We start from the raw sequence: 20,484 nt of genomic DNA on the forward strand, positions 1-20,484 counted from the left end.
GGACGTGCGGGTCGTGCTGGGCGGCTCAGTGGAACGAGTCGCCGCACGCGCACGAGCCCTGCGCGTTGGGGTTGTCGATGGTGAAGCCCTGGGCGTCGATGCGGTCGGCGAAGTCGATGGTCGCGCCGGCCAGGTAGGGCGCGCTCATCCGGTCGACGACGACCTCGACACCGTCGAAGTCGCTGACCACGTCACCGTCGAGCGAGCGCTCGTCGAAGAAGAGCTGGTAGCGCAGGCCCGAACAGCCGCCCGGCTGCACGGCGACCCGCAGCCGCAGGTCGTCGCGGCCTTCCTGCTCGATCAGGGCCTTGACCTTCTGCGCCGCGACGTCGCTGAGGACAACGGTGGTCGCGGCCTTGGCCTCGGTCGACTCGGTCTGCGGAGTGGTCACTTGGAGATCTCCCTGTGCCGGGTGCGGATGGTTCGGTACTCAAGAGGCAACGCTAGCCCCCTGGCCGGCGATTCCCAATGGACTGTCAACCGAGTCTAGGCCAGTTTCCCCCCGAATCTCGTTTCGCCCCGAATCTGGCTGAGTACGGCTCGCGGTACGAGGCGGGTCTCCCCCTGGCGGCGCCGCGCTGGTCGGCGAGGGCGCCAACTCCCGCGTGCGGCACTGACCGTTTTGGTGTGATCCTGCCCACGATATCGCGATAACGCCGCACACCGAACGCGCGCTGGCGAGCCCGGGTCAGGAGCGGCTCCACTGGCGCGCCAGGCGGGCGGCCACCTCGTGGAGGCCGTCGGCCGGGCGGGACATCGCCTCCTCCTCGCTGCCGAAGTGCTCGGTGAGCGACCACGACTCGGTGATGCCCGCGGCGGCGGCTTCGCGGCGGCCGGCACTCACGCGGCCGGCGAGCACCAGGCAGGGCAGGCCGCGGTCGCGGGCGGCGCCGGCCACGCCGGCCACCACCTTGCCGCGAAGGGACTGGTAGTCGAACGAGCCCTCGCCGGTGATCACCAGGTCGGCGGCGTCGAGCGCGGCGTCCAGGCCGATCAGGCGGTTGACCAGCGCGATACCCGACTCGCAGCGGCCGCCAAGCGCGAGGATGGCAGCGCCCAGCCCGCCGGCGGCGCCCGCGCCGGCCAGGTTGGCCACGCCGGGCGGGCAGGTGGGGAGCTTCTCGAGCACCTCGGCCCAGCGGGTGAGCGCGCCGTCGAGCAGCATGACGTCCTCGCGGCTGGCGCCCTTCTGCGGTCCGTACACGTTGCTGGCGCCGTGCAGCCCGGTCAGCGGGCTGTCCACGTCGGTCGCGGCGACCAGGGTCACGTCGCGGAGCCGGGGTGCGCCGCCCAGCTCGGCTACGGCCACGAGGGCGGCGCCACCGTACGGCAGGGCGTACCCGGAACCGTCGAGCGGCGGCGCGCCTAGAGCCGCGAGCATGCCCGCGCCCCCGTCGTTGGTCGCGGAGCCGCCGAGGCCCACCACTACGGTGCGGGCGCCGTGCTCGATCGCGTGCGTGATCAGGATCCCGAGGCCGTACGACGTCGCGCCCCGGACGTCGCGGTCGGCCGGCTCGACCAGGTGGAGGCCGCACGCCTGGGCGCTCTCCACGTACGCGGTGTCGCCGACCAGCAGCACCGAGCCGGCGGCCGGCCGGCCCAGCGGGTCGACCGTCTCCACCGGCAGGGTACGGCCGGGCAGCGCGGTGGCCAGCACGTCCACGAAGCCGGGTCCGCCGTCGGACAGCGGGCGGATGACCGTCTCGTCGTCCGGCGCGGACGAGTGCCAGCCCTCGGCGACCGCGGCGGCCACCGCGGGGGCGGAGAGCGTGCCGGCGAATTTGTCCGGACAGATCAGTACGCGCATGAGTCCGCAGTGTGGCAGGACACAGCGTCGGACCTGCGGTCGGGCGCATCATGGATGGCGTGACTTCCACGACCTCCCCTGCCTCCGCTTGGACTGAGCCGTCGAGCACCGGTGCCGCCCTCCTGCTGCTCGGCCGGGGCAGTGACCCGTCCGCTGAGAAGGGCGTCGAGTGCCCCGGCGAGTTGCCCTCGCCGAGTGACCCCACGCTGGTCGAGCGGGCCCAGCGGGCCAAGGCCGCGCTCGGCGACCGCCTGTTCGTGCTGGGGCACCACTACCAGCGCGACGAGGTGATCCAGTTCGCCGACGTGACCGGCGACTCGTTCAAGCTCGCGCGCGAGGCGGCCGCCCGGCCGGAGGCGGAGTTCATCGTCTTCTGCGGCGTGCACTTCATGGCGGAGAGCGCCGACATCCTCACCACCGAGACGCAGAAGGTGGTGCTGCCCGACCTCGGCGCCGGCTGCTCGATGGCCGACATGGCCGCGCTTCCGCAGGTGGAGACCGCGTGGGAGCTGCTGGAAGACCTCGGCATCGCGGCTACCACGGTCCCGGTCACGTACATGAACTCGTCGGCCGACATCAAGGGCTTCGTCGGTCGCAACAACGGCGTGGTGTGCACCTCGTCCAACGCGAAGCGGGCGCTGACCTGGGCGTTCGAGCGGGGGGATGGGCGCTCATCCCGGCCGGAAGGCACAGGCCGGGAAAGACCGGAAGGCACAGGCCGGGAAAGAAAGGTGCTCTTCCTCCCCGACCAACACCTGGGGCGCAACACGGCCGTACTCGAAATGGGCTTTGATCTTGAGGATTGCGTCCTCTACAACCCGCACAAGCCCAACGGCGGCCTCACCCCGGAGCAGCTGCGCGACGCCAGGATGATCCTGTGGCGGGGGCACTGCTCGGTGCACGGCCGCTTCACGCTGGGCTGCGTGGAGGAGGTGCGCGAGCGCGTGCCGGGCGTCAACGTGCTGGTGCACCCCGAGTGCCGCCACGAGGTGGTCACCGCCGCCGACTACGTCGGCTCGACCGAATACATCATCAAGACGATCGAGGCCGCGCCCGCCGGTTCGGCGTGGGCGGTGGGGACCGAGCTCAATCTGGTACGGCGCCTCGCCAACGCCCACCCCGACAAGCAGATCATGTTCCTTGATCGAAACGTGTGCTACTGCTCCACGATGAACCGCATCGACCTGCCTCACCTCGTGTGGGCGCTGGAGGAGCTGGCCGCGGGCCGGCTGGTCAACCAGATCACGGTCGACCGGGACACCGCACGTCACGCGCGCGTCGCGCTTGACCAGATGCTCGCGTTGCCGTAACGCTCCGTAGCTCGCCGTTTACGGTCTCCCCGTTTCGTGCCATCTCGGGCGGTGTGCACCCCCTTCGACACGTCACGGAGCGCTATGCTGCCCCGGGCGGCGATCGGGGGCTCTGCGCCGCGCGACAAGCCATCTGGTGGAGGTTGTGCGTTGACCGTGAATGACGTCCTGACCGTGCATGGCGGCACTCCGCTGCACGGGCGGATCCGGGTCCGCGGTGCCAAGAACCTCGTCTCCAAGGCGATGGTCGCGGCGCTGCTGGGCGACGCGCCGAGCCGGCTGTACGACGTGCCGCGCATCCGTGACGTCGAGGTCGTGCGCGGCCTGCTGGAGCTGCACGGCGTCCGGGTCACCGATGGCACCGAAGACGGCGAGCTGGTCTTCGATCCGGCCAATGTGGAGAGTGCCACCACCGACGAGATCAACGTGCACGCCGGCTCCAGCCGCATCCCGATCCTCCTCTGCGGGCCGCTGCTGCACCGTCTGGGCCACGCCTTCATCCCCGACCTGGGCGGCTGCCACATCGGGCCGCGGCCGATCGACTTCCACATCCAGGCGCTGCGGCAGTTTGGCGCGGTGGTCGACAAGGGCCCCGACGGCATGCACCTGACCGCGCCGACCGGGCTGCACGGCACCAAGCTGGAGCTGCCGTACCCGAGCGTCGGCGCCACCGAGCAGGTCCTGCTCACCGCGGTGATGGCCGAGGGCGTGACCGAGCTGCGCAACGCGGCGGTCGAGCCGGAGATCATCGACCTCATCTGCGTGCTCCAGAAGATGGGCGCGATCATCAAGGTGCACACCGACCGGGTCATCGAGATCCAGGGCGTGCCCCGCCTCGGTGGCTACACCCACCGCCCCATCCCCGACCGCATCGAGGCGGCGAGCTGGGCGGCGGCCGCGCTGGCCACCGGCGGCGACATCGAGGTGCTCGGCGCCGAGCAGGTCGACATGATGACGTTCCTCAACGTGTTCCGCTCGGTCGGCGGCGCGTACGAGGTCACCGACATGCGCCCGCCGCGCAACGGCTCCCCCGGCCAGGAGGGCAAGATCCGCTTCTGGCACCCCGGCGACGAGCTCAAGGCGGTCGCGCTGGAGACCGACGTGCACCCCGGCTTCATGACCGACTGGCAGCAGCCGCTCGTCGTCGCGCTCACCCAGGCGCGCGGGCTCTCGATCGTGCACGAGACCGTGTACGAGCAGCGGCTCGGCTACACGCAGGCGCTCAACTCGATGGGCGCCACCATCCAGGTCTACCGCGACTGCCTCGGCGGCACCCCCTGCCGCTTCGGCCGGCGTGACTTCAAGCACTCGGCGGTGATCGCCGGGCCGAGCAAGCTGCACGCCGCCGACCTGGTCATCCCCGACCTGCGGGCCGGTTTCAGCCACCTGATCGCGGCACTGGCGGCCGAGGGCACCTCCCGAGTGTACGGCGTCGACCTCATCGACCGGGGGTACGAGGACTTCGAGGCGAAGCTGGCGGCCCTGGGCGCGCACGCCGAGCGCGCCTGATCCCGGTACCCTCGACACCGTGCCGTCACTGTTCCGCCGCAAGCCCGCCGACGTCGTAGAAGACGAGGCTCCTGAGACCGCGCCCGAGGAAGAGGCCGAGGCGGTCCGTCCCAGGGGCTACACGCCGAGCAAAAAGGAGCTCGGCGTCGAGACGCCCAAACGCGCCAGCACCAGCCGGCGCCGTGCCACCGAGCCGGCTCCGGCCAACCGCCGCGAGGCCTACAAGCGGATGCGGGAGAGGCAGCGGGCCGACCGGGCCGAGGCCGCGGCCGGCATGCGCGCCGGTGACGAGCGCTACCTGCTCGCCCGCGACCGCGGCCCCGAGCGGCTGCTCGTGCGCAACATCGTCGACGCCCGCCGCACGGTGGGCACGTGGTTCTTCGGCGGCGCGCTGGTGGTGCTGATCGGCTCGTCGGGCGCGATGCCGCCGGCGGTGCGCCTGATCTCCAACCTGCTGTGGGCGACCCTCGCGCTCGCGGTGGTGGTCGACTCGGTGTTGATCTCGCGCAAGGTCAAGCGCCTGGTCCGCGAGCGCTTCCCGAAGACGACCCAGCGGATGGGCTCGCTCTACCTCTACGCGATCACCCGCTCGATCACCTTCCGCCGGATGCGCATGCCCAAGCCCAAGGTGCAGATCGGCGACGCGGTCTGACCCGTGGCGTTCGCCGGCTTTCCCGCTGAGGCCTTCGCGTTCTACGAAGGGCTCGAGGCGGACAACTCGAAGACCTACTGGACCGCGCACAAGGACGTGTACGACACCTGTGTGCGCGCCCCGATGGCCGAGCTGGCCGGTGAGCTGGCCGCCCTGGTGCGCGCCGAGCCGAAGCTCTTCCGCCCCCACCGGGACGTGCGCTTCGCCAAGGACAAATCGCCGTACAAGACGCATCAGGGGGCGTTCTTCGAGGTGATGGCCGGCGTCGGCTACTACGTGCACGTCGACGCCGAGGGCCTGTTTACGGCGGCCGGGTTTTACTCGCACTCGCGCGAGCAGACGACTCGGTACCGGGCCGCGGTCGACGCGGACGACACCGGCGCCGCGCTGGAGAAGATCGTGCGTACGCTCGCGCGGCACGGCCTCACCATCGGCGGCGACCGGGTCCGGACCCGCCCGCGCGGCTGCCCGCCGGACCACCCTCGGCTGGAGTTGATGCGCCACCGGTCGCTCACCGCCGCGCGCCACCACCCCGCCGGGCCGGAGTTGGAGGGGCGCGCCTCCTTCGACCTCGTACGCACCGACTGGCGGCGCCTGCGCCCGCTCGTCGACTGGGTCGAGACCAACGTCGGCCCGTTCGAGGCGGAGTAGCCGGGCCCGTCTCGGCCGCCTGCCCGGGCGGCCGGCCGCGCGCTCCGCTCCCGCTACGGGCGCTGCGGGCCGACCGCCCGGAGTCCTGGTGAGTGCCGCGCAGGCCGCGACCGCGTACGACCGGCCGGTCTGGCGCAGCGCCCGGGCCAGCGCCGAAGCGGCCAGCCAGTGCCGGGCCCGCTCGACCGTCACCTCGCGCCGGTGGCCGGCCGCGGGCGTGCCCAGCCACAGCGCCGCCCGCCGGTGGTGGTCGGCGCGTACGGCGCGCGGCAGGCGGGCGTAGACGACCCGCTGGACGGCCGGGTCGGCGAAGGCGTACCCGGCTGAGTGGCGACTCAGCAGCCCGCGGCGGTGCAGCCGGCCGAGCGCGCCCTCCACGCCGGCCGGACCGGTGTCGAGGAGGGCGGCGACCGCCCCGGCCGGCACCCCTTGTGGCCCGCCGCTCAGCACCGCCAGGGCGCCCAGCACGGCGGTGTCAGCCGCGCCGACCCGGCCGAGTTGGGCGGAGGCGATGCCGCGTACACGCGGCGGCATCGGCGGCTCGCCCTGCTCCGGCCAGCCGTCGGCCTCGACCGCGCGGACGTACTCGGTGGCGTAGCCGGGGATCCCGCCGCAGAGCGGGGCGAGGCGGTCGGCGAGGCGCGGGGGCAGCCCGGCCCGGTCGAGCAGGTGCCGCAGCAGCCGGGCGGTGTCGGCGGCACCGAGCGGCGCCAGCACCACGCCAGCCGTTCCCTCGGGGAAGGCCGCCTCGCACGCGGGGGTCGACCTCGCCGGATCCACACCACCGCCGACGCCGACGGCCGCGCGGCCGGCCTCCGCACCGCAGCCGTGGTCGGCCGCCACCTCGCCGCCGCAGCCGAAGGCGGCGCGGCCGCCGGGGCCGGAGCCCACGCTGGCCTCCGCGCCGGCGTCGAAGCCGGCCCCCGTGGCATCCGCCCGAGGGCCCGCGCGATCGGTCACCAGGATCGCCAGGGGCACCGGGCCGAGGCGGGCTGGAAGGTCGGCCACGAAGGCGCGGGTCGCCGGGTCGGCCAGGTGCAGGTCGTCGAGGAGCAGCGCGAACGGCTGGCGCGTGGCGGCGGCCCGGAGGAGCGTGACCAGCGCCGCCTCCACCGTGGCGTCCCGGCCGTCGCCGCCCGGGGGCGGGGCGCCGGTGTCCGGCCGGAGCGGCACACTGGCCACGAATCTGGCCAGCAACGTGGACAGTCCAGACAGGACCGCGGGCAGCTCGCCGGCCGCCACGAACTTCCCGGCCCAGGCGCGCAGGCGGCGGCGCGTCTCGCCCGGGCCGTCCCACTCGCGCAGCCCGGCCTCGCGGCGCACGGCGTCGGCCAGTGGCGCGTACCGGCTGCCGCAGAGCGTGCCGAAGCCCTCCCACGAAGGGACGCCGGCGTGCGCCAGGGCCTCGCGGGCCAGGCGGGACTTGCCCACGCCGGCCGGACCGGTGACCCGTACGACCGACGGCTTCCCCGACCGGAGGGCACGGGTCACGTCATCAACCACAGTGGACAGCTCGGCGGCCCGCCCGACCAGCGGCACGGCTCGGTCGGGCGCGGCGGGCGGCACCGGGGCGTCGGCCTGCCACACGTCGACCGGGGCGGGCTTGCCGGCGGGCGTGATCGGCGGGAGCGGCGTGTAGCGAAGCCACGGCCCGGTGGCGCCCCGCGTGACCGCCGTGACCGTGACGGTCCCGGGCTCGGCGTGGTGCTGCACGCGGGACGCGACGTTGACGATGTCGCCGCAGACCAGCGCCTGTCCCCCGTCGCGCAGTGCGGAGAGGTCGACGACCACCTCGCCGGTCGCGACCCCCACACGCGCCGCCACCGGCGAGCCGTCGGGCAGCCTGAGGCCGGCGAGCTCGCGCTGGACCTGGAGGCCCGCCAGCACCGCCCGGTAGGCGTCGTACTCGTCGGAGTCGGGCGCGCCGAAGACGACCAGCACGGCGTCGCCCACGTACTTCTCCACCACGCCCCGCCACCGGCGCACGACACGGGTCACCCGGCCGAAGTACTCGACCTGGAGGGCGCGCACATCCTCCGGATCGAGCCGGCCGGAGAGCCGGGTGAAGCCGACCAGATCCACGAAGAGAATGCTGACCCAGCGACGCTCGTCCCGGGACATCATGCGCAGCATGATCCGCCCATCGCTGTCCCGGCCCTAAGGTACCGATGTCCCGAACCGCGTGGCCGTCCGGCGCCAATAACTAGGCGTATCAGAAACCAGGTCCTGGCCTCTCTGGTGGAGCATGTGTGCACGTGGCGGCCCGCGGAGATCGGCCGAGTGGTGCCCTATCCCTCGATGCCGGCGTCCCGCGCTCGAAGGGCGGCCTGCACCCGGCCATCCACACCGAGCTTGTCGAAGACTCCGGTGAGGTAGTTGCGCACCGTCTTCTCGTTGAGCCCCAGGCTGCGGCCGATCTCGGCGTTGGACTCGCCCCGCACCAGCCCGGTCAGGATCCGCCGCTCCTGCGCGGTCAGCTTGTCGAACGGCGGGGGCAACTGGGCCTGCGCGCCCTGGAGAGTGGTCAGCACCTCGGGGCCTACTTTCGGCCCCAGCACCACGCCGCCCTGGGCCACCGTGCGCAGCGCGTCGAGGATCGTCTCGGGCTCGGTGTCCTTGACCACGTAGCCCCGCGCGCCGGCCCGCAGCGCCCGCGCCACCCGATCCTGGTCGTCGTAGAGCGTGACGATCAGCACGTGGGCTCCCGGGCAGCGGCTCACGATCCGCCGGGTCGCCTCGATGCCGTCGCCGTCAGGGAGGTTGATGTCCATGGCGACGACGTGGACCTTGCGGCTGACCGCCTCCCGCACCGCATCGTCCACAGTGGCTGCCTCGGCCACCTCTTCGACCCACTGCTCGCCTTCCAGCATGGCCCGGAGGCCGCGCCGCACGACGGGATGGTCGTCGACGATCAGCACCCGGCACTGTGGAAGCACGTCACCCACCTCAGCGACTAGGACAGCAAGTGACCGTCCCGCATGTTATCGCCGGACAACGGATAACGCGTACCCCGCAAAGGGGCGGATCGCCGGTCTATCGGATGTGTCGGCCGAACGGTAGAGGTAGCTGGACACTGATGGTCGTACCGCGCGGATCGCCCTGAGTGACCACACACTCACCCCCAAGCTCGGCCGCGCGCTCGCGCATCGACTCCAGGCCGACGCCGTCGTGGCCGGCCCGTCCCCGGGAGATGCCGATGCCGTCGTCGACCACGTCGATGCTCAGTGCCCGCCCGGCGTCGACGGTCACCGTGCAGCTCGCCGCCTTGGCGTGCTTGGCCACGTTGGTGAGCGCCTCGCTGACGATCCGGTAGGCCGCCACCTCGATCGCCGCCGGCAGCCCGTCGAGGTGCTTGGCCACGTGCAGGTCGACCGCGAGCTGCGGCCCCTCGAAGCGCTCGCAGGCGGCCCGCAGCGCGGCCTCCAGCCCGCTGTCGAGCTCGGCCGGCCGGTGCAGGTCGCGCAGCAGCTGCCGCACCTCCGACCGGCACACCTCCAGGTCGGACGTCATCGTGTCGAGGATGCGGCCGACCCGCTCCGGGTCGCCCACCGCCTTGCGGGCCGCGCTCACCTGCATCGTGATCCCGGTCAGCGCCGGACCCACGCCGTCGTGCAGGTCGCGCCGCAGCCGCCGCCGCTCCTCCTCCCGAGCGGTGATCAACCGCTCGCGGGAGTCCTGGAGGTCGCGGATGAGCCGCGTGGTCTCGGTGACCGCGGCGAAGTACTGCGCCACGTCGGCCAGCAGCCGCCGCTCCCGCCCGGTGAACCGGTCACCGACGCCCCGGGTCGCCACCACGAGCTGCCCCAGCGTCTCGCCGCGGGCCACCATGTCGAACTCCTCCAGCCGCGTACCCGTGCGCCCGTGCTCGGCCACCACGCGCGGACCGTCCGGTGTGGAGACCCGCACCGCCACGTACGGCACCCAGAGCGAACGCGCTATCGCGCTGGCCAGCCCCGGGAGCATCGCGTCCGGGTCGGTGGTCTGCCCGTGCAGGTCGCCCAGCTTCACGATCACGCGGTACGGGTCGTCGCGCTCGCCGTACAGCAGGTGGTCGACCAGCCGCTGCACGCGCCGCCGTACCGGCTCGAAGGTCACCGCGATCATGCCGGTCGCCACCAGCGAGGCGTTGGACGTGTTGCCGGACATCAGCAGGTCGCGGAGTATCCGCACGATCGCGACGAAGCCGCCGATCAGCAGCAGCGTCATCACCAGCCACACGACGGAACGGTTGATCACGCGGTCGAGGTCGTACAGCCGGTAGCGCAGCACCGCAACCGCCATCGCGAGCGGGATCGCGGCGGTCGCGAGTATCCACGCGCCGGTCAGCCCGAACCCCGCCAGCACCAGCCCGACCGGGAAGAGCACCGCCGCCGGCAGCAGGCAGGCGAGCTGCTGGCGGGTCTCCCCCGCGGACCCGCGCCACCGCACCACCAGCGACGCCACCACCGCGACCAGCCCCGCCCCGATCAGCAGGACGGCAACCTTCGCGACCCGGTCGAGCACGTCGGCCCGGTCGGTGAGCGGGACGTCCGGCGTCGTCACCAGGTCACGCGGATGGTCGAGTGCGCCCACCGCGAGCCCCGCCGCCGCGACCGCCGTGGCGCCCGCGATCAACAGCGCCAGGAACCGCCACCGGCGTGACGGTAGCCGCCCGTCCGGGAAGTACAGCAGGGCCAGCACGAGCAGCCCGAGCGGCGGCAGCCCCGACCACTGCGTGAACCAGGCCAGCGGCAGCCAACCGGCCCAGCTCGCCGCCAGTACGGACGCGGTCGCGAACGCACCGGCGGCGAACATCAGCCGACCCACCGCGTGCCTCGGCACGCCCGCCATCACCAGCGCGCCCAGCGGTGCGAACACCGCCGCCACGCCGACCGTCAGCAGCACCGACCGCAGCGGGATCGCCCGGTCGTCGGCCAACTGTCCAATGAGTACCAGCAGCACGACCGCCACCCCGGCCGCCGCGGCGGCAGTCCGCCGCGGCTTCCGTAGCGCGCCGGGAATGCCACCCATCACGCCTCCAACCGAACGCCGATCGCCACCGCGGCGCCCCCGCCTGCGGCGTTCCACCACAAGTGCTGTCAGTGCGCCCAGAAGTTGTGCCACCAGCCGCCGTCGTGCCGCGGCTGGATGGGTCCGGCGCTAGCGTACGAGTGGGAGAAGATCGGTTCGAGTAGTACGTAGCAGTCCGGCAGGCTCCGCCCCTCGATCACCGCGAGGTGGCTCAGCGCCTCGTCCCTGGTCACCTTGGGCTCGTGCTTGGCGATGCGGGCGTCCACACTGCTCGCGAGGTTGGCACGCGTGGTGTAGAGCCGCTGCTGTACGCCGGCGGCGTTGGGCGGCGAGCCGGAGTCCCGCAGGCCGGTCAGCGCCCCCGTGTCGCTGAGAACCGGCACGAGCCTGCGCCCGTTGACGTCGAAGAACTCGATCGACTTGAGCTGGTCCGGCTTCACTTCCCGCGCCTCGATGAGGCTCTGCACGTCCCGGTAGACGTGCACCATCGTGTTGGTGGTGGCGACCACGAAGACGGGGACGCCGGTTGCCTTCGTCAGGGCGTTCATGGTGCGCTCCTCCCGCTCGGTGAGAACCGTCGGGAAGGAGGTTCGGGCGCACGCCGTCCCGTTCGCGCCTGACGAATGTCCCGGGACCGAAGGATCAAGGTCCAACCCGCAGGCCGCGCGCGGTGCCAGATTCCTAGGGGACGCCGGCCAGCCGCAGCAGCGCCGCCGTCGCGGCAGCCGAGACGACGACCACCACGAAAGGTGCCCTGCGCCAGGCGAGCACCGCGCCGACCGCCACGCCCAGCGGACGTGACACGCCGGCGAAGCCGCCGGAGTCGGTCAGCGCCGCCGTGCCGGCCAGCGCGGCCAGCAGCGCCGCGGCCGCGAGCGGCAGCATCCGCATCAGCGGCCCGGGCAGGTCGAGCCGGTCGCGCAGCACCACGCCGGCCAGCCGGAAGGCGTACGTGCCGACCGCCAGCGCCACGATCACCGCGATCAGCATGCGAGATCTCCGTGCCTCATCGGCTCTTCCTCCGCATCAGCAGCAGCCCGCCGAGGGCGAGCAGCACGGGCAGCCCGGCCGGCAGCAGCGGCGTGGTCAGCACCGCGAGGCCCGCGCCGGCCAGCGCGACGTCGCGGGTCTCCCGGTCTCGCAGCGAGGGCAGCAGCAGCGCGATCAGGCCGGCCGGGAACGCCGCGTCCAGTCCCAGCGCGTCGGTGTCGCCGACCGCCTCGCCGAGCAGCACGCCGAGCACGCCGCCCACGTTCCAGGTCACGAAGAGCGTGGCGCCGGTCAGCCAGTACGCCCGGCGGCGCCCAGCCAGGTCGGCCTGGGCCATCGCGAACGCCACCGACTCGTCGATCAGGATGTGGCTGCCCACCAGCCGGCGGCGCCAGCCGGTGCCGACCGCGTCCGCGACGGCCAGCCCGAAGGGCAGGTGGCGGGCGTTGAGCAGCAGCCCGGCGAAGATCGCGGCGAACGGGTTGCCGGCCGCGACCAGCCCCACCGCCATGAACTGCGAGCCGCCGGCGAAGACGACCAGGGACATCGCGATGACCGCCCACGCGGGCAGCCCGGCGGCGATCGCGATCGCGCCGAACGACATGCCGACCGCGAACACGGCCAGCCCAATGGCCCCGATGTCGCGGAGCATCGCCCGGTCGGTCGTTCGCTCTGCCGTACTCATGGTTCAAAATAGTGAACACGCAGCCCCGTGTTCGTCAAGTCGAACGGATTGGACGATGGATCGAACAGCACCACCGCTCGCCACGATCGCCGCCGCCCTCCGCCGCGAGCGCGAGCGGGTCGGCATCTCCCTCACCGAGCTGGCCCGCCGCGCCGGGATCGCCAAGTCGACGCTCTCCCAACTGGAGGCCGGCACGGGCAACCCCAGCGTGGAGACGCTCTGGTCGCTGGGCGTGGCGCTGGGCGTGCCGTTCAGCCGGCTGGTCGAGCCGCCCACGCCGGCCGTACGGGTGATCCGCGCCGGCGAGGCGCCCGGCATCCGCTCGGAGCAGGCCGACTTCACCGGCATCCTGCTCTCGGTCGGCTCGCGGCACGCGCGGCGGGACATCTACCTGGTCGAACTCGACCCGGGCGCGCTGCGCAAGGCGGAGGCGCACATCCCGGGCAGCGTCGAACACATGGTCGTGGCCCGCGGCCGAGTGCGTACCGGCCCGGCCGCCGAGCCGGTCGAGCTCCGGCCGGGCGACTACGCCGCGTTTCCCGGCGACGTGGAGCACGTGTACGAGGCGCTCGAGCCGGACACCATGGTTGTGCTGATCATGGAGCATCCCGACTGAGGTACAGCCTCGTCACGACCTCCTCGATGTCCGGCTCGACGATGGTGAGGTCGCGGAGCGCGGGGAGGCCGGCCAGGCGGGCGATCACCGGTGCGGCCGGGCCGTCCACTGTGAACACCAGCCGCCGCCCGTCCGCCTCGACCACCGCGCCCTCCGGCGGCGTGCCCACCGGCTCGTCCAGCTCGGCGACGACGCGGCGGCGCGAGCCGTACCGGGCGTGCAGCTCCTCGATCGTCCCGTCGTGCACCACGCGGCCGTGGTCGATCACCACCAGGCGCCGGCAGAGCCGCTCGATGTCGGCGAGGTCGTGCGTGGTGAGTACCAGCGTCACGTCCCCGCCCGCGCCCAGATCGGTGAGGAACGAGCGCACCGCCTGCTTGCTCACCACGTCGAGCCCGATCGTCGGCTCGTCCAGGAAGAGCACTTCCGGACCGTGCAGCAGCGCGGCGGTGAGCTCGCCGCGCATCCGTTGCCCCAGCGAGAGCTGCCGCACCGGCGTGTCCATGAACTCGTCCAGGTCGAGCAGCCCTCGGCACCGGCGCAGGCGGGCGGCGTGCTCGGCGGCGGGCACGCGGTAGATGTGGCCCAGCAGGTCGAACGACTCCCGCAGCGGCAGGTCCCACCACAGCTGCGAGCGCTGCCCGAAGACCACGCCGATCCGCCGCGCGAGGCGAGTGCGCTGCGCCACCGGCACGTACCCGCAGACTCGCGCCTCGCCGCCGGAGGGCATCAGCACGCCGGTGAGCATCTTGAGCGTGGTCGACTTGCCGGCACCGTTCGGGCCGATGTAGCCGAGCATCTCGCCCCGCTCGACCCGCAGGTCCACGCCGTCGACCGCGGCCACGACCCGCTTCTCCCGGCGCAGCCGCCCGCTCCTGACCCGTACCGTGAACTCCTTGCGCAGCTCGGTTGCCGCGATGACGACCGTCATGACCCCGTACTCCGGTAGTGCCTGATGCCGACCCGCCACACGACGGCGGCTGCCGTCGCCGCGACCACCGCGACGGCCGGTGCGACATATCCCGCCCAGGCGGGCAGGCCCAGCGGGTCGGTCCGGCCGAGGATGGCCAGTGCCGGGTAGTAGGCGACGAAGGCGAACCCCAGGCCGTACGCGAAGAGCCGCCGAAACCATCCACTGTAGACAGTCACCGGGTACGACGTGAAGTCGCGCCCGCCGTACGTGAACGCGTTGCCGATCTCCCCCGTCTCCACCCACCAGAACGCCACGGCCGCGCTCACCACGAAGATGGCGGCGAAGAACACCACCCCGGCCAGCGGCGCGACCACCACGAGCGCGACCCGTGCGGGCGTCCAGTCGATGTCAGCGGTGGCCGCCGCGACGACGAGTACCCCGGTGCCGAATACGGACCGCGAGATCTTCCGCAGCGGCAGGTCCATCAGCAGCAGTTGGGGCAGCGCGCCGAGCGGGCGGACGAGCACCGCGTCGAGCAGGCCAGTACGCACGTAGAACTTGATCCGCTCGATGTTGCCCACCGCGAGGTCGGCCGTGGCGAAGGCGCACGACGAGATCCCCACCACCAGCAACGCCTCGCGCAGCGTGAAGCCACCGAGCGTGCGGCTGACCCGGAAGAGCACCAGCACGGTCAGCAGGTCCATGACGGTGGCGAGCACGTTGGTGCACAGCTCCAGCACGAACGACGCGCGGTACGACGCGAGCGAACGGGCCTGGCCGCGCAGCAGCGCCACGTACGGCCGGAGGCTAGCCACCCTGGATCACCAGCCTCCGCTCCGCGCGGCGCTGCACCCAGCCGCACGCGGCGAGCAGCAGGATCACCCACACCGCCTGGAGCGCGACCAGCCCGACCTGCGTCGGCGGCGGGTCCCGCTCCACGAGTACGTCGAGCGGCGTCTGCAACAGGCTGGGAAACGGCGTGCCAAGCCACAGCGCCACCGTGGCCCAGTCCGGCAGGAAGCGCAGGGGGAAGTAGAGGCCGGCCAGCACGCCCGAGCCGAGTGTCCACGCGATCATCGGCCCGCGTACGTCCTGGAGCCAGTAGGCGGCGGCGTTGACCAGGTACCGGCAGCCGAAGCAGGCCACCACCGCCAGCGCCATGGAGACCACGAAGAGCGGGCCGGTGAGCCACCGCTCCGGCACGTACAGGTCGAAGAAGAGCAGGCCGGCAACCACTGGCGGGATCAGCCGGGTGAGCGCGGCGTGACCGGCCCGCCCGAGATCGGTGGCGAGGTAGCTGACCACGGGAGGCACCGGCCGCAGCAGATCGCCGGTCACGTCGCCGGTGCGGATCCGGTCGGCGAGCTCGGTCCAGCCCCAGAGGAGAATGACGGCGAGGAGCCCCTGCCCGACCCAGACGAAGGTGGCCAGTTGCTCGCGGTTGTATCCTCCGGCCAGCCCTCCGGCCGCGGCGTCCGCGACGGCGAGCAAAACGTAGCAACGGAGGAAGCCGAAGACCGTGTTTGTGAACGCTCCTGCGATCGTGGCTTGACGGTACGTGGAATAGCGACGAAAGCCCGATCCGATTATGGCGGCAAATGTCCGAAAGCTCACGACAACGTTTTGATGTACGCCACGGGCGCCAGTGGCGTTGACCGAATCCACGCCGATACCCTCTTTCACGACCGCACAGCACCCGAGCCGGGTGACTCTACCCGGTGCGTGCGAGGGCACAGCGATACATTTTCCGACGAGGTGACATCGGCCGTGAGCGAAGCCACGACGGGCTCGCGGCCAAAGCTGACCACCGACGTTGGCTCCCACCTCCGGCGGGAGGTGCGATGAGCGAAGACTTCATCGGATACGGGCGCGGGCCGGACGAGCCCTCGTGGGCGCACGAGCGGACCGACGAGTGGGAGCAGCTCCACCCCAGCCTCCGCTACCCCGGCGACACCGGGCGAGACCAGTTGCCGCCCGAGGAGACCGAGGACCTGACCCGCCGCCGCACTGGCCCGCCGCCCGGCTCCGGCTCGTCCGGTCGGGGCTCGGCTTCCGTACCGCCCCGCTCCGGCGCGGGCGTCTATCCGGCCAGCGCGCGTCCGGCACAGCAGCCGGTGGTCAAGCCGGCGTCGGCCGAGGACCGCGGGCTTCCCGTACCGCCGCCGGCTGGTGGCGGCATCCGCTGGAGCCCGGCTCCCGCCCCGGGTCGCCCCGCCGCCGCGCGGGGCCGCGGCCAGCCCGGTGCCCCCGGCCAGGACCCGGGGCGCGACCAGGGCCGGTCCACGCCCGCCGATCGGCGCGATCCGCGTCGCGATCAGCGTCCGTCCGCACCCGGCGACCCGCGGCGCGGTCAAGGTCCGTCCGCGCCCGCCGACCCCCGCGATCCGCGGCGGGCTCGCGGTGGTCCCGAGCAGGATCCGCGGTACGGCCCCGGCCGGCACGACGACCGCTGGCCCGCGTCCGGCGACGACCGGCGGGGCGCGGCCGGCCCGGGCGACGGCCGGGCCACTGACGACCGCCGGGGCCCCGGCGGCGACCGTTGGGGCGGGCCGGAGGGCGGCGACCGGGCCGCGACCGGACGGGCGCCCGCCGGGATGCCGGACGACCGGCGCCCGATGGACGGCCGCGGCGGCCCGCCCGGCCGCGACGGCTGGGCCGGCGACCAGGGCTGGGGCGCCGACCCCGGCGACGGCCGCCCGGTCTCCCCCGCCCGCGACAACCGACCCGTCTCCCCCGCTCGCGACGGGCGCCTGGGGCCGGCCGCGCACGGCGGCGAGCCCGGTCCCGCCCGGCGCGGTGGTCGCGACGAGCGCTGGCCCGACCCCGGCGACGGCCGCCCCACGACCGCCGGCGGACGCTGGCCGGACGGCTCCGGCGACCGCCGCCCCGGCATGACCGCCCCCGGCGGCCGAGGCGGCCCCGACGAGCGCCGGGCCGACGCCGGAGGTCGCGCCGGCCCCGACGAACGCTGGCCCGACCCCTCGGCCGGCCCCGGCGGGCGCGGCGGGGCGGACGAACGCCGGACCGACTCGGCGGGCGGTCCCGGTGGGCGTGGCGCGCCAGACGAGCGTTGGGGTGGTGGCGACCGGCGGCGGCCGGCGGCCGCGCACGAGAGTTGGGCCGACGAGCCGACCGGCGCAAGGCCCGCGACCGCACCGCGCGAGGCCCGGCCCGGCACCGAGGTGGGTGACCGCCGGGCGGCGGCTGGCCGGGCGGGGGCGCCTCCCCGTGACGAGGCGTGGACCGCGGCCGGCGACGGTCGCCGGGGCGGTGGGCAGCGGCCGGACGAATGGTTCGACGGCGCCGGGCGCCCGGGCTGGGACGGCCGGCCCGCCCCCGACGGTCGCCCGGAGTGGGATGGCGCCCCGGCCGCGGGCCGCGCGGCACCGCCCGGACGAGCCCAGCCGGTGACCGGACGCGCCCACGCCGGCGGCGGTTACGACCAGCCGGGTCCTTACGAGCAGCCTGGCACCTACGAGCCGGGCGCATTCGAGCAGCCGGCGGCGCATGGCCAGGCGCCGCCGCGGGGCCAGGGTCGCGCCCAGCCGCCGGCGGGACGCGCGCAGCCGGTCACCGGACGCGCCCAGCCGGGACGCGCCCAAGCGCCCGCTCATGCACAACCCCCAGGGCACGCGCAGCCGCCTGGTCATGGGCAACCGCCAGGACACGGGCAGCAGCAGCCGGCCGCGGGTCGCGTGCCGCCGGCTGCCGCTGGCGTGCCGGTGGCGCGTGCTGGCGAGCCGGCCCGGGCCGAGCCGCCGATCGAGTCGTCAAGGCCGGCGGTGGCGCCGTTCCCGGAGCCGGCCAGCCCGTTGCGTTGGGTCCCGCCGGCAGGTCACGGTGGTCCGCCGCCGGACCGCGACCGGCCACCGGCCGAGGTTCGCGGTGGATCGCGACCCGAGGAGCACGACCGGCCACCGTTCGACACCGACCACCGCGGACCGCGAGCCGACGAACAGGACCAGCCGCCATTCGGCACCGACCGCGGCGGACCCCGAGCTGGCGAACACGACCAGCCAATGTTCGCCGGCGACCGGGGCGGACCGCGAGCCGACGGCCACAGTGGACCGTCCGCCGAGCGCGACCAGGCGACCTACGGTGGCGACCCGGCCTACGGTGGCGACCGGGGTGGCCGGCCGGCCGAGCATGACGGTCCACCGGTCGAGCGGGACCGGCCGGCGGACGAGCGGGCGCCTGCCGATGCTGGCCACGCATCCGGTGGCCAGCCAGTTCGGGAGCCGGCCGCGGTGGATCCGGCCGGCTGGTTCTCCACCTCCGCGACCCCCACGTCCCCGGCGCCGCCCGCGCCGCCGGAGCGCACCGGAAAGGTGTCGATGGAACGCCCCGAGGTCGTCTCCGCGGCTCCGGTCTCCCCCGCCGGGCCGGTGTCGCCCGCGCCGGTGTCCGGCGTGCCGGTCAGCGCCGCCCCGGTCTCGCCCGCCGCCGCGCTGGCTCATCCGGTCTCCGCCCCGCCCGGAGGATCGCCGGACGCCGGCACGTGGGGCGAGGCGCCCGCGCGCCCGCCCGGCACACCGGGACAGGCCGACTCGCCCGACGCCCGCACCACGACCGTCGACGCAGAGGCACACGCAGACCCGGCGGACGCCAGCACCACGACCAACCCGGCCGATCGCCACACCGCGACGGCCAGCCCGCGGGCATACGACGACCCGGCCGGCGCTCGGAGTGAGGCGCAGGCGCGGACCGGCGGGCCAGAGGCGGCCGACCACCAGACGGACGAATCCGGCGAGGCGCCCACCTCCGCCGACGGAGGCGAGCCGGCCGCGGACGACGACCCCGCAGCGGCACCAGGCGGTGACGGCGGGGCGGACGGGGTGCCGGTCGCGGAGGCCAGCCCCGACACCGTGCTCCCGGCACCGGCCGGACCCGCGGCCGGTACGGCCACCGCGCTCCGCGCGCCCACCATGCTCGCCCCGATCGTGCCGCGCGACGGTGCCGCCAAGCGGGACGGCAGTGGACCGCACGACGCGGTTGGGCCGTCGCAGGAGTCGGGCGAAGAGGCCGACACCGCGCCGGATCCGGAGCAGGTGCTGGCGTCGTACGAGTGGCGCTTCCACCACGAGACGCTCCGCGAGCTGGTGGAAAACCCCGAGGAGCTGCGGGAGATCCGCGACCGGCTGAGCGAGAAGCTGGAGCCGGCCACCGACAACCGGGCGCGGGCCCGCCTGCTCAGCCTCCGCGCCGTGGTCTCGCGCATCCTCGGCGACCTCGGCAAGGCGCTCTCCGACGGCAAGCTTGCGCTGGCCCACGCCGAGGCGACCGGCGAGCTGCGGCGGATCGCGATCGCGCAGGCGCGGCTGGCGCACGTACTCCAGTGGCGGGGCGACTTCGCCGAGGCGGACCGGCTCTTCGAGGAGGCCAACTCCTCCGAGCTGCCCGACCGGCTGCGCGCCACGATGCACGAGCACGCCGGACGCTCCAGCTACGACCAGGGGCGCTACATGGAGGCGTGCAACCACTTCGAGCGGGCGCTGGAGCTGCGCAAGGTCGAAGACCCGGATCTCATCGCGCGCACCGAGCTGGCCCTCGACGCGGTCTTCGCCAAGGTGGCGGAGAACGGCTGGGGCCCCTACCCGCGTACCAAGGACGAGATCTTGCAGATCCACCGCCCGCCGGCCCCGACGTTCCACGACCGGGTCCAACGCTGGGGGTACGCGACGGCGGAGGGCGAGTTCGTCGTGCCGCCGGAGTACGCGGACGTGCAGCCCTTCCGCGACCAGGTGGCCTGGGTACGCCGCCCGGAGGCGCAGACCTGGGAGCTGATCGACGAGCAGGGGCAGCAGCTCATCACCGCGTCGGCCGGCTACCTCGGGGTTGGGTCGTTCTCCGACGGGCTGGCCTGGGTATCCCGCGATGGCAACGGCAACTGGATCGCGATCGACAAGAGCGGCCGGATCGTGATCCCGGCCGGCTTCGACGACGTACGCCCGTTCCGCCGGGGCGTCGCCGCCGTGCGCAAGGGCGGCTGGGGCGCGGTGGACAAGGCCGGCAAGGTGGTGCTGCCGACCCGCTTCTCCGGCTTCGCGACGGCGCTGACCGACGGGCGGTACGTCGACGGCTTCACCGACGAGGGATTAGCCATTGTGGACGGTGGCGGCCGCAAGGGCGTGGTGGACAAGGCGGGGCGGCTGATCGTGCCGCCGGTGCACCCGGCCGTGGTGATCCATCCGGTGGCGTTCCTCATCGGCAACGGCAACGGGCAGTGGGGCGCGCTCGACCGCCGGGGCGAGCCGCTGATCGATCCCGTTCACCCCAGCCGAGGCGACGTGATGGACGAGATCGACCGCCTCCTCGCCGACACCAAACCGGTGCTGTAGGTA

Annotated in this window: 17 protein-coding genes and 1 pseudogene; 7 read left to right on the forward strand and 11 right to left on the reverse strand. The window is 73.7% G+C overall.

Annotated features, from left to right (window positions below; genetic code table 11):
* Nucleotides 1–25 precede the first annotated feature (25 nt).
* Both erpA and ACFFIA_RS40300 read right to left on the reverse strand, forming a co-directional pair.
* Nucleotides 26–391 carry an iron-sulfur cluster insertion protein ErpA gene (erpA, locus tag ACFFIA_RS40295; RefSeq protein WP_173070891.1) on the reverse strand — a complete coding sequence of 122 codons (366 nt, stop codon included), beginning with the start codon at nt 389–391 and terminating at the stop codon, nt 26–28.
* A gap of 297 nt (nt 392–688) precedes the next feature.
* Nucleotides 689–1,807, reverse strand: coding sequence for a glycerate kinase family protein (locus ACFFIA_RS40300; protein ID WP_377261995.1), 1,119 nt, complete (start codon nt 1,805–1,807; stop codon nt 689–691).
* A gap of 50 nt (nt 1,808–1,857) precedes the next feature.
* On the opposite strand from ACFFIA_RS40300, the gene ACFFIA_RS40305 reads away from it, so the two are divergent.
* The 5 genes from ACFFIA_RS40305 (at nt 1,858) to ACFFIA_RS40325 (ending at nt 6,212) form a co-directional block, all read left to right on the forward strand.
* Nucleotides 1,858–3,117 (forward strand): quinolinate synthase, encoded by a 1,260-nt coding sequence (locus ACFFIA_RS40305; RefSeq protein WP_377261997.1) that lies wholly within the window; start codon nt 1,858–1,860, stop codon nt 3,115–3,117.
* 84 nt (nt 3,118–3,201) lie between these two features.
* Nucleotides 3,202–4,626 carry a UDP-N-acetylglucosamine 1-carboxyvinyltransferase gene (gene murA / locus ACFFIA_RS40310; protein WP_377261998.1) on the forward strand — a complete coding sequence of 475 codons (1,425 nt, stop codon included), beginning with the start codon at nt 3,202–3,204 and terminating at the stop codon, nt 4,624–4,626.
* Nucleotides 4,627–4,645: 19 nt separating this feature from the next.
* The gene (locus ACFFIA_RS40315; protein WP_377262000.1) at nt 4,646–5,278 is read left to right on the forward strand and encodes a DUF3043 domain-containing protein; all 633 of its coding nucleotides are present in this window, start codon (nt 4,646–4,648) and stop codon (nt 5,276–5,278) included.
* A gap of 3 nt (nt 5,279–5,281) precedes the next feature.
* The gene (locus tag ACFFIA_RS40320) at nt 5,282–5,929 is read left to right on the forward strand and encodes a DUF2461 domain-containing protein (RefSeq protein WP_377262002.1); all 648 of its coding nucleotides are present in this window, start codon (nt 5,282–5,284) and stop codon (nt 5,927–5,929) included.
* An 88-nt stretch (nt 5,930–6,017) separates the two neighbouring features.
* On the forward strand, nt 6,018–6,212 hold the full coding sequence (locus tag ACFFIA_RS40325; protein WP_377262004.1) for a hypothetical protein: 195 nt from the start codon (nt 6,018–6,020) through the stop codon (nt 6,210–6,212).
* Nucleotides 6,213–6,907: 695 nt separating this feature from the next.
* Here ACFFIA_RS40325 and ACFFIA_RS40330 read toward each other — a convergent pair.
* The 6 genes and pseudogenes from ACFFIA_RS40330 to ACFFIA_RS40355 form a co-directional block, all read right to left on the reverse strand.
* A pseudogene (locus ACFFIA_RS40330) lies at nt 6,908–8,062 on the reverse strand (adenylate/guanylate cyclase domain-containing protein); the annotation flags it as partial.
* A 155-nt stretch (nt 8,063–8,217) separates the two neighbouring features.
* The gene (locus tag ACFFIA_RS40335) at nt 8,218–8,865 is read right to left on the reverse strand and encodes a response regulator transcription factor (protein ID WP_377262006.1); all 648 of its coding nucleotides are present in this window, start codon (nt 8,863–8,865) and stop codon (nt 8,218–8,220) included.
* Between the two features lie 97 nt (nt 8,866–8,962).
* On the reverse strand, nt 8,963–10,939 hold the full coding sequence (locus ACFFIA_RS40340; protein WP_377262007.1) for a sensor histidine kinase: 1,977 nt from the start codon (nt 10,937–10,939) through the stop codon (nt 8,963–8,965).
* Nucleotides 10,940–11,007: 68 nt separating this feature from the next.
* Nucleotides 11,008–11,487, reverse strand: a complete 480-nt coding sequence (locus ACFFIA_RS40345; RefSeq protein ID WP_377262010.1) for a hypothetical protein — start codon at nt 11,485–11,487, stop codon at nt 11,008–11,010.
* Nucleotides 11,488–11,620: 133 nt separating this feature from the next.
* On the reverse strand, nt 11,621–11,929 hold the full coding sequence (locus ACFFIA_RS40350; protein WP_377262012.1) for an AzlD domain-containing protein: 309 nt from the start codon (nt 11,927–11,929) through the stop codon (nt 11,621–11,623).
* Nucleotides 11,930–11,945: 16 nt separating this feature from the next.
* Entirely contained in the window at nt 11,946–12,614 is a 669-nt protein-coding gene (locus tag ACFFIA_RS40355; protein ID WP_377262014.1) for an AzlC family ABC transporter permease, read from the reverse strand.
* A gap of 55 nt (nt 12,615–12,669) precedes the next feature.
* On the opposite strand from ACFFIA_RS40355, the gene ACFFIA_RS40360 reads away from it, so the two are divergent.
* The gene (locus ACFFIA_RS40360) at nt 12,670–13,230 is read left to right on the forward strand and encodes a helix-turn-helix domain-containing protein (protein ID WP_377262015.1); all 561 of its coding nucleotides are present in this window, start codon (nt 12,670–12,672) and stop codon (nt 13,228–13,230) included.
* Here the strand turns inward: ACFFIA_RS40360 and ACFFIA_RS40365 are convergent.
* From ACFFIA_RS40365 to ACFFIA_RS40375, 3 genes are read right to left on the reverse strand one after another with little or no spacing between them, the layout of a single operon-like run.
* Complete coding sequence (locus tag ACFFIA_RS40365; RefSeq protein WP_377262017.1) at nt 13,211–14,161, reverse strand: ABC transporter ATP-binding protein; 951 nt, start codon at nt 14,159–14,161, stop codon at nt 13,211–13,213. The genes ACFFIA_RS40360 and ACFFIA_RS40365 overlap by 20 nt on opposite strands.
* A complete protein-coding gene (locus ACFFIA_RS40370; protein WP_377262020.1) occupies nt 14,158–14,958 on the reverse strand; it encodes an ABC transporter permease in 801 nt (266 codons plus the stop codon). The genes ACFFIA_RS40365 and ACFFIA_RS40370 overlap by 4 nt, the downstream gene beginning before the upstream one ends.
* Nucleotides 14,951–15,634, reverse strand: a complete 684-nt coding sequence (locus ACFFIA_RS40375; protein ID WP_377262021.1) for an ABC transporter permease — start codon at nt 15,632–15,634, stop codon at nt 14,951–14,953. Before ACFFIA_RS40375 ends, ACFFIA_RS40370 begins: the two co-directional genes overlap by 8 nt.
* A 350-nt stretch (nt 15,635–15,984) precedes the next feature.
* Between ACFFIA_RS40375 and ACFFIA_RS40380 the strand changes: the two genes are divergently transcribed.
* Entirely contained in the window at nt 15,985–20,481 is a 4,497-nt protein-coding gene (locus tag ACFFIA_RS40380; protein WP_377262023.1) for a WG repeat-containing protein, read from the forward strand.
* The last annotated feature ends 3 nt before the right edge of the window (nt 20,482–20,484 follow it).

The organism is Phytohabitans kaempferiae, assembly GCF_042433955.1.
In the GTDB taxonomy this organism is placed as follows: Bacteria; Actinomycetota; Actinomycetes; order Mycobacteriales; family Micromonosporaceae; genus Phytohabitans; species Phytohabitans kaempferiae.

Coding starts and splice junctions, on each gene's coding strand:
- ACFFIA_RS40380 (WP_377262023.1), top strand. CDS start 15,985: ATGAGCGAAGACTTCATCGGATACGGGCGCGGGCCGGACGAGCCCTCG.
- murA (WP_377261998.1), top strand. CDS start 3,202: ATGCTGCCCCGGGCGGCGATCGGGGGCTCTGCGCCGCGCGACAAGCCA.
- ACFFIA_RS40345 (WP_377262010.1), bottom strand. CDS start 11,487: ATGAACGCCCTGACGAAGGCAACCGGCGTCCCCGTCTTCGTGGTCGCC.
- ACFFIA_RS40340 (WP_377262007.1), bottom strand. CDS start 10,939: ATGGGTGGCATTCCCGGCGCGCTACGGAAGCCGCGGCGGACTGCCGCC.
- ACFFIA_RS40365 (WP_377262017.1), bottom strand. CDS start 14,161: ATGACGGTCGTCATCGCGGCAACCGAGCTGCGCAAGGAGTTCACGGTA.
- ACFFIA_RS40300 (WP_377261995.1), bottom strand. CDS start 1,807: ATGCGCGTACTGATCTGTCCGGACAAATTCGCCGGCACGCTCTCCGCC.
- ACFFIA_RS40355 (WP_377262014.1), bottom strand. CDS start 12,614: ATGAGTACGGCAGAGCGAACGACCGACCGGGCGATGCTCCGCGACATC.
- ACFFIA_RS40305 (WP_377261997.1), top strand. CDS start 1,858: ATGGATGGCGTGACTTCCACGACCTCCCCTGCCTCCGCTTGGACTGAG.
- ACFFIA_RS40360 (WP_377262015.1), top strand. CDS start 12,670: ATGGATCGAACAGCACCACCGCTCGCCACGATCGCCGCCGCCCTCCGC.
- ACFFIA_RS40350 (WP_377262012.1), bottom strand. CDS start 11,929: ATGCTGATCGCGGTGATCGTGGCGCTGGCGGTCGGCACGTACGCCTTC.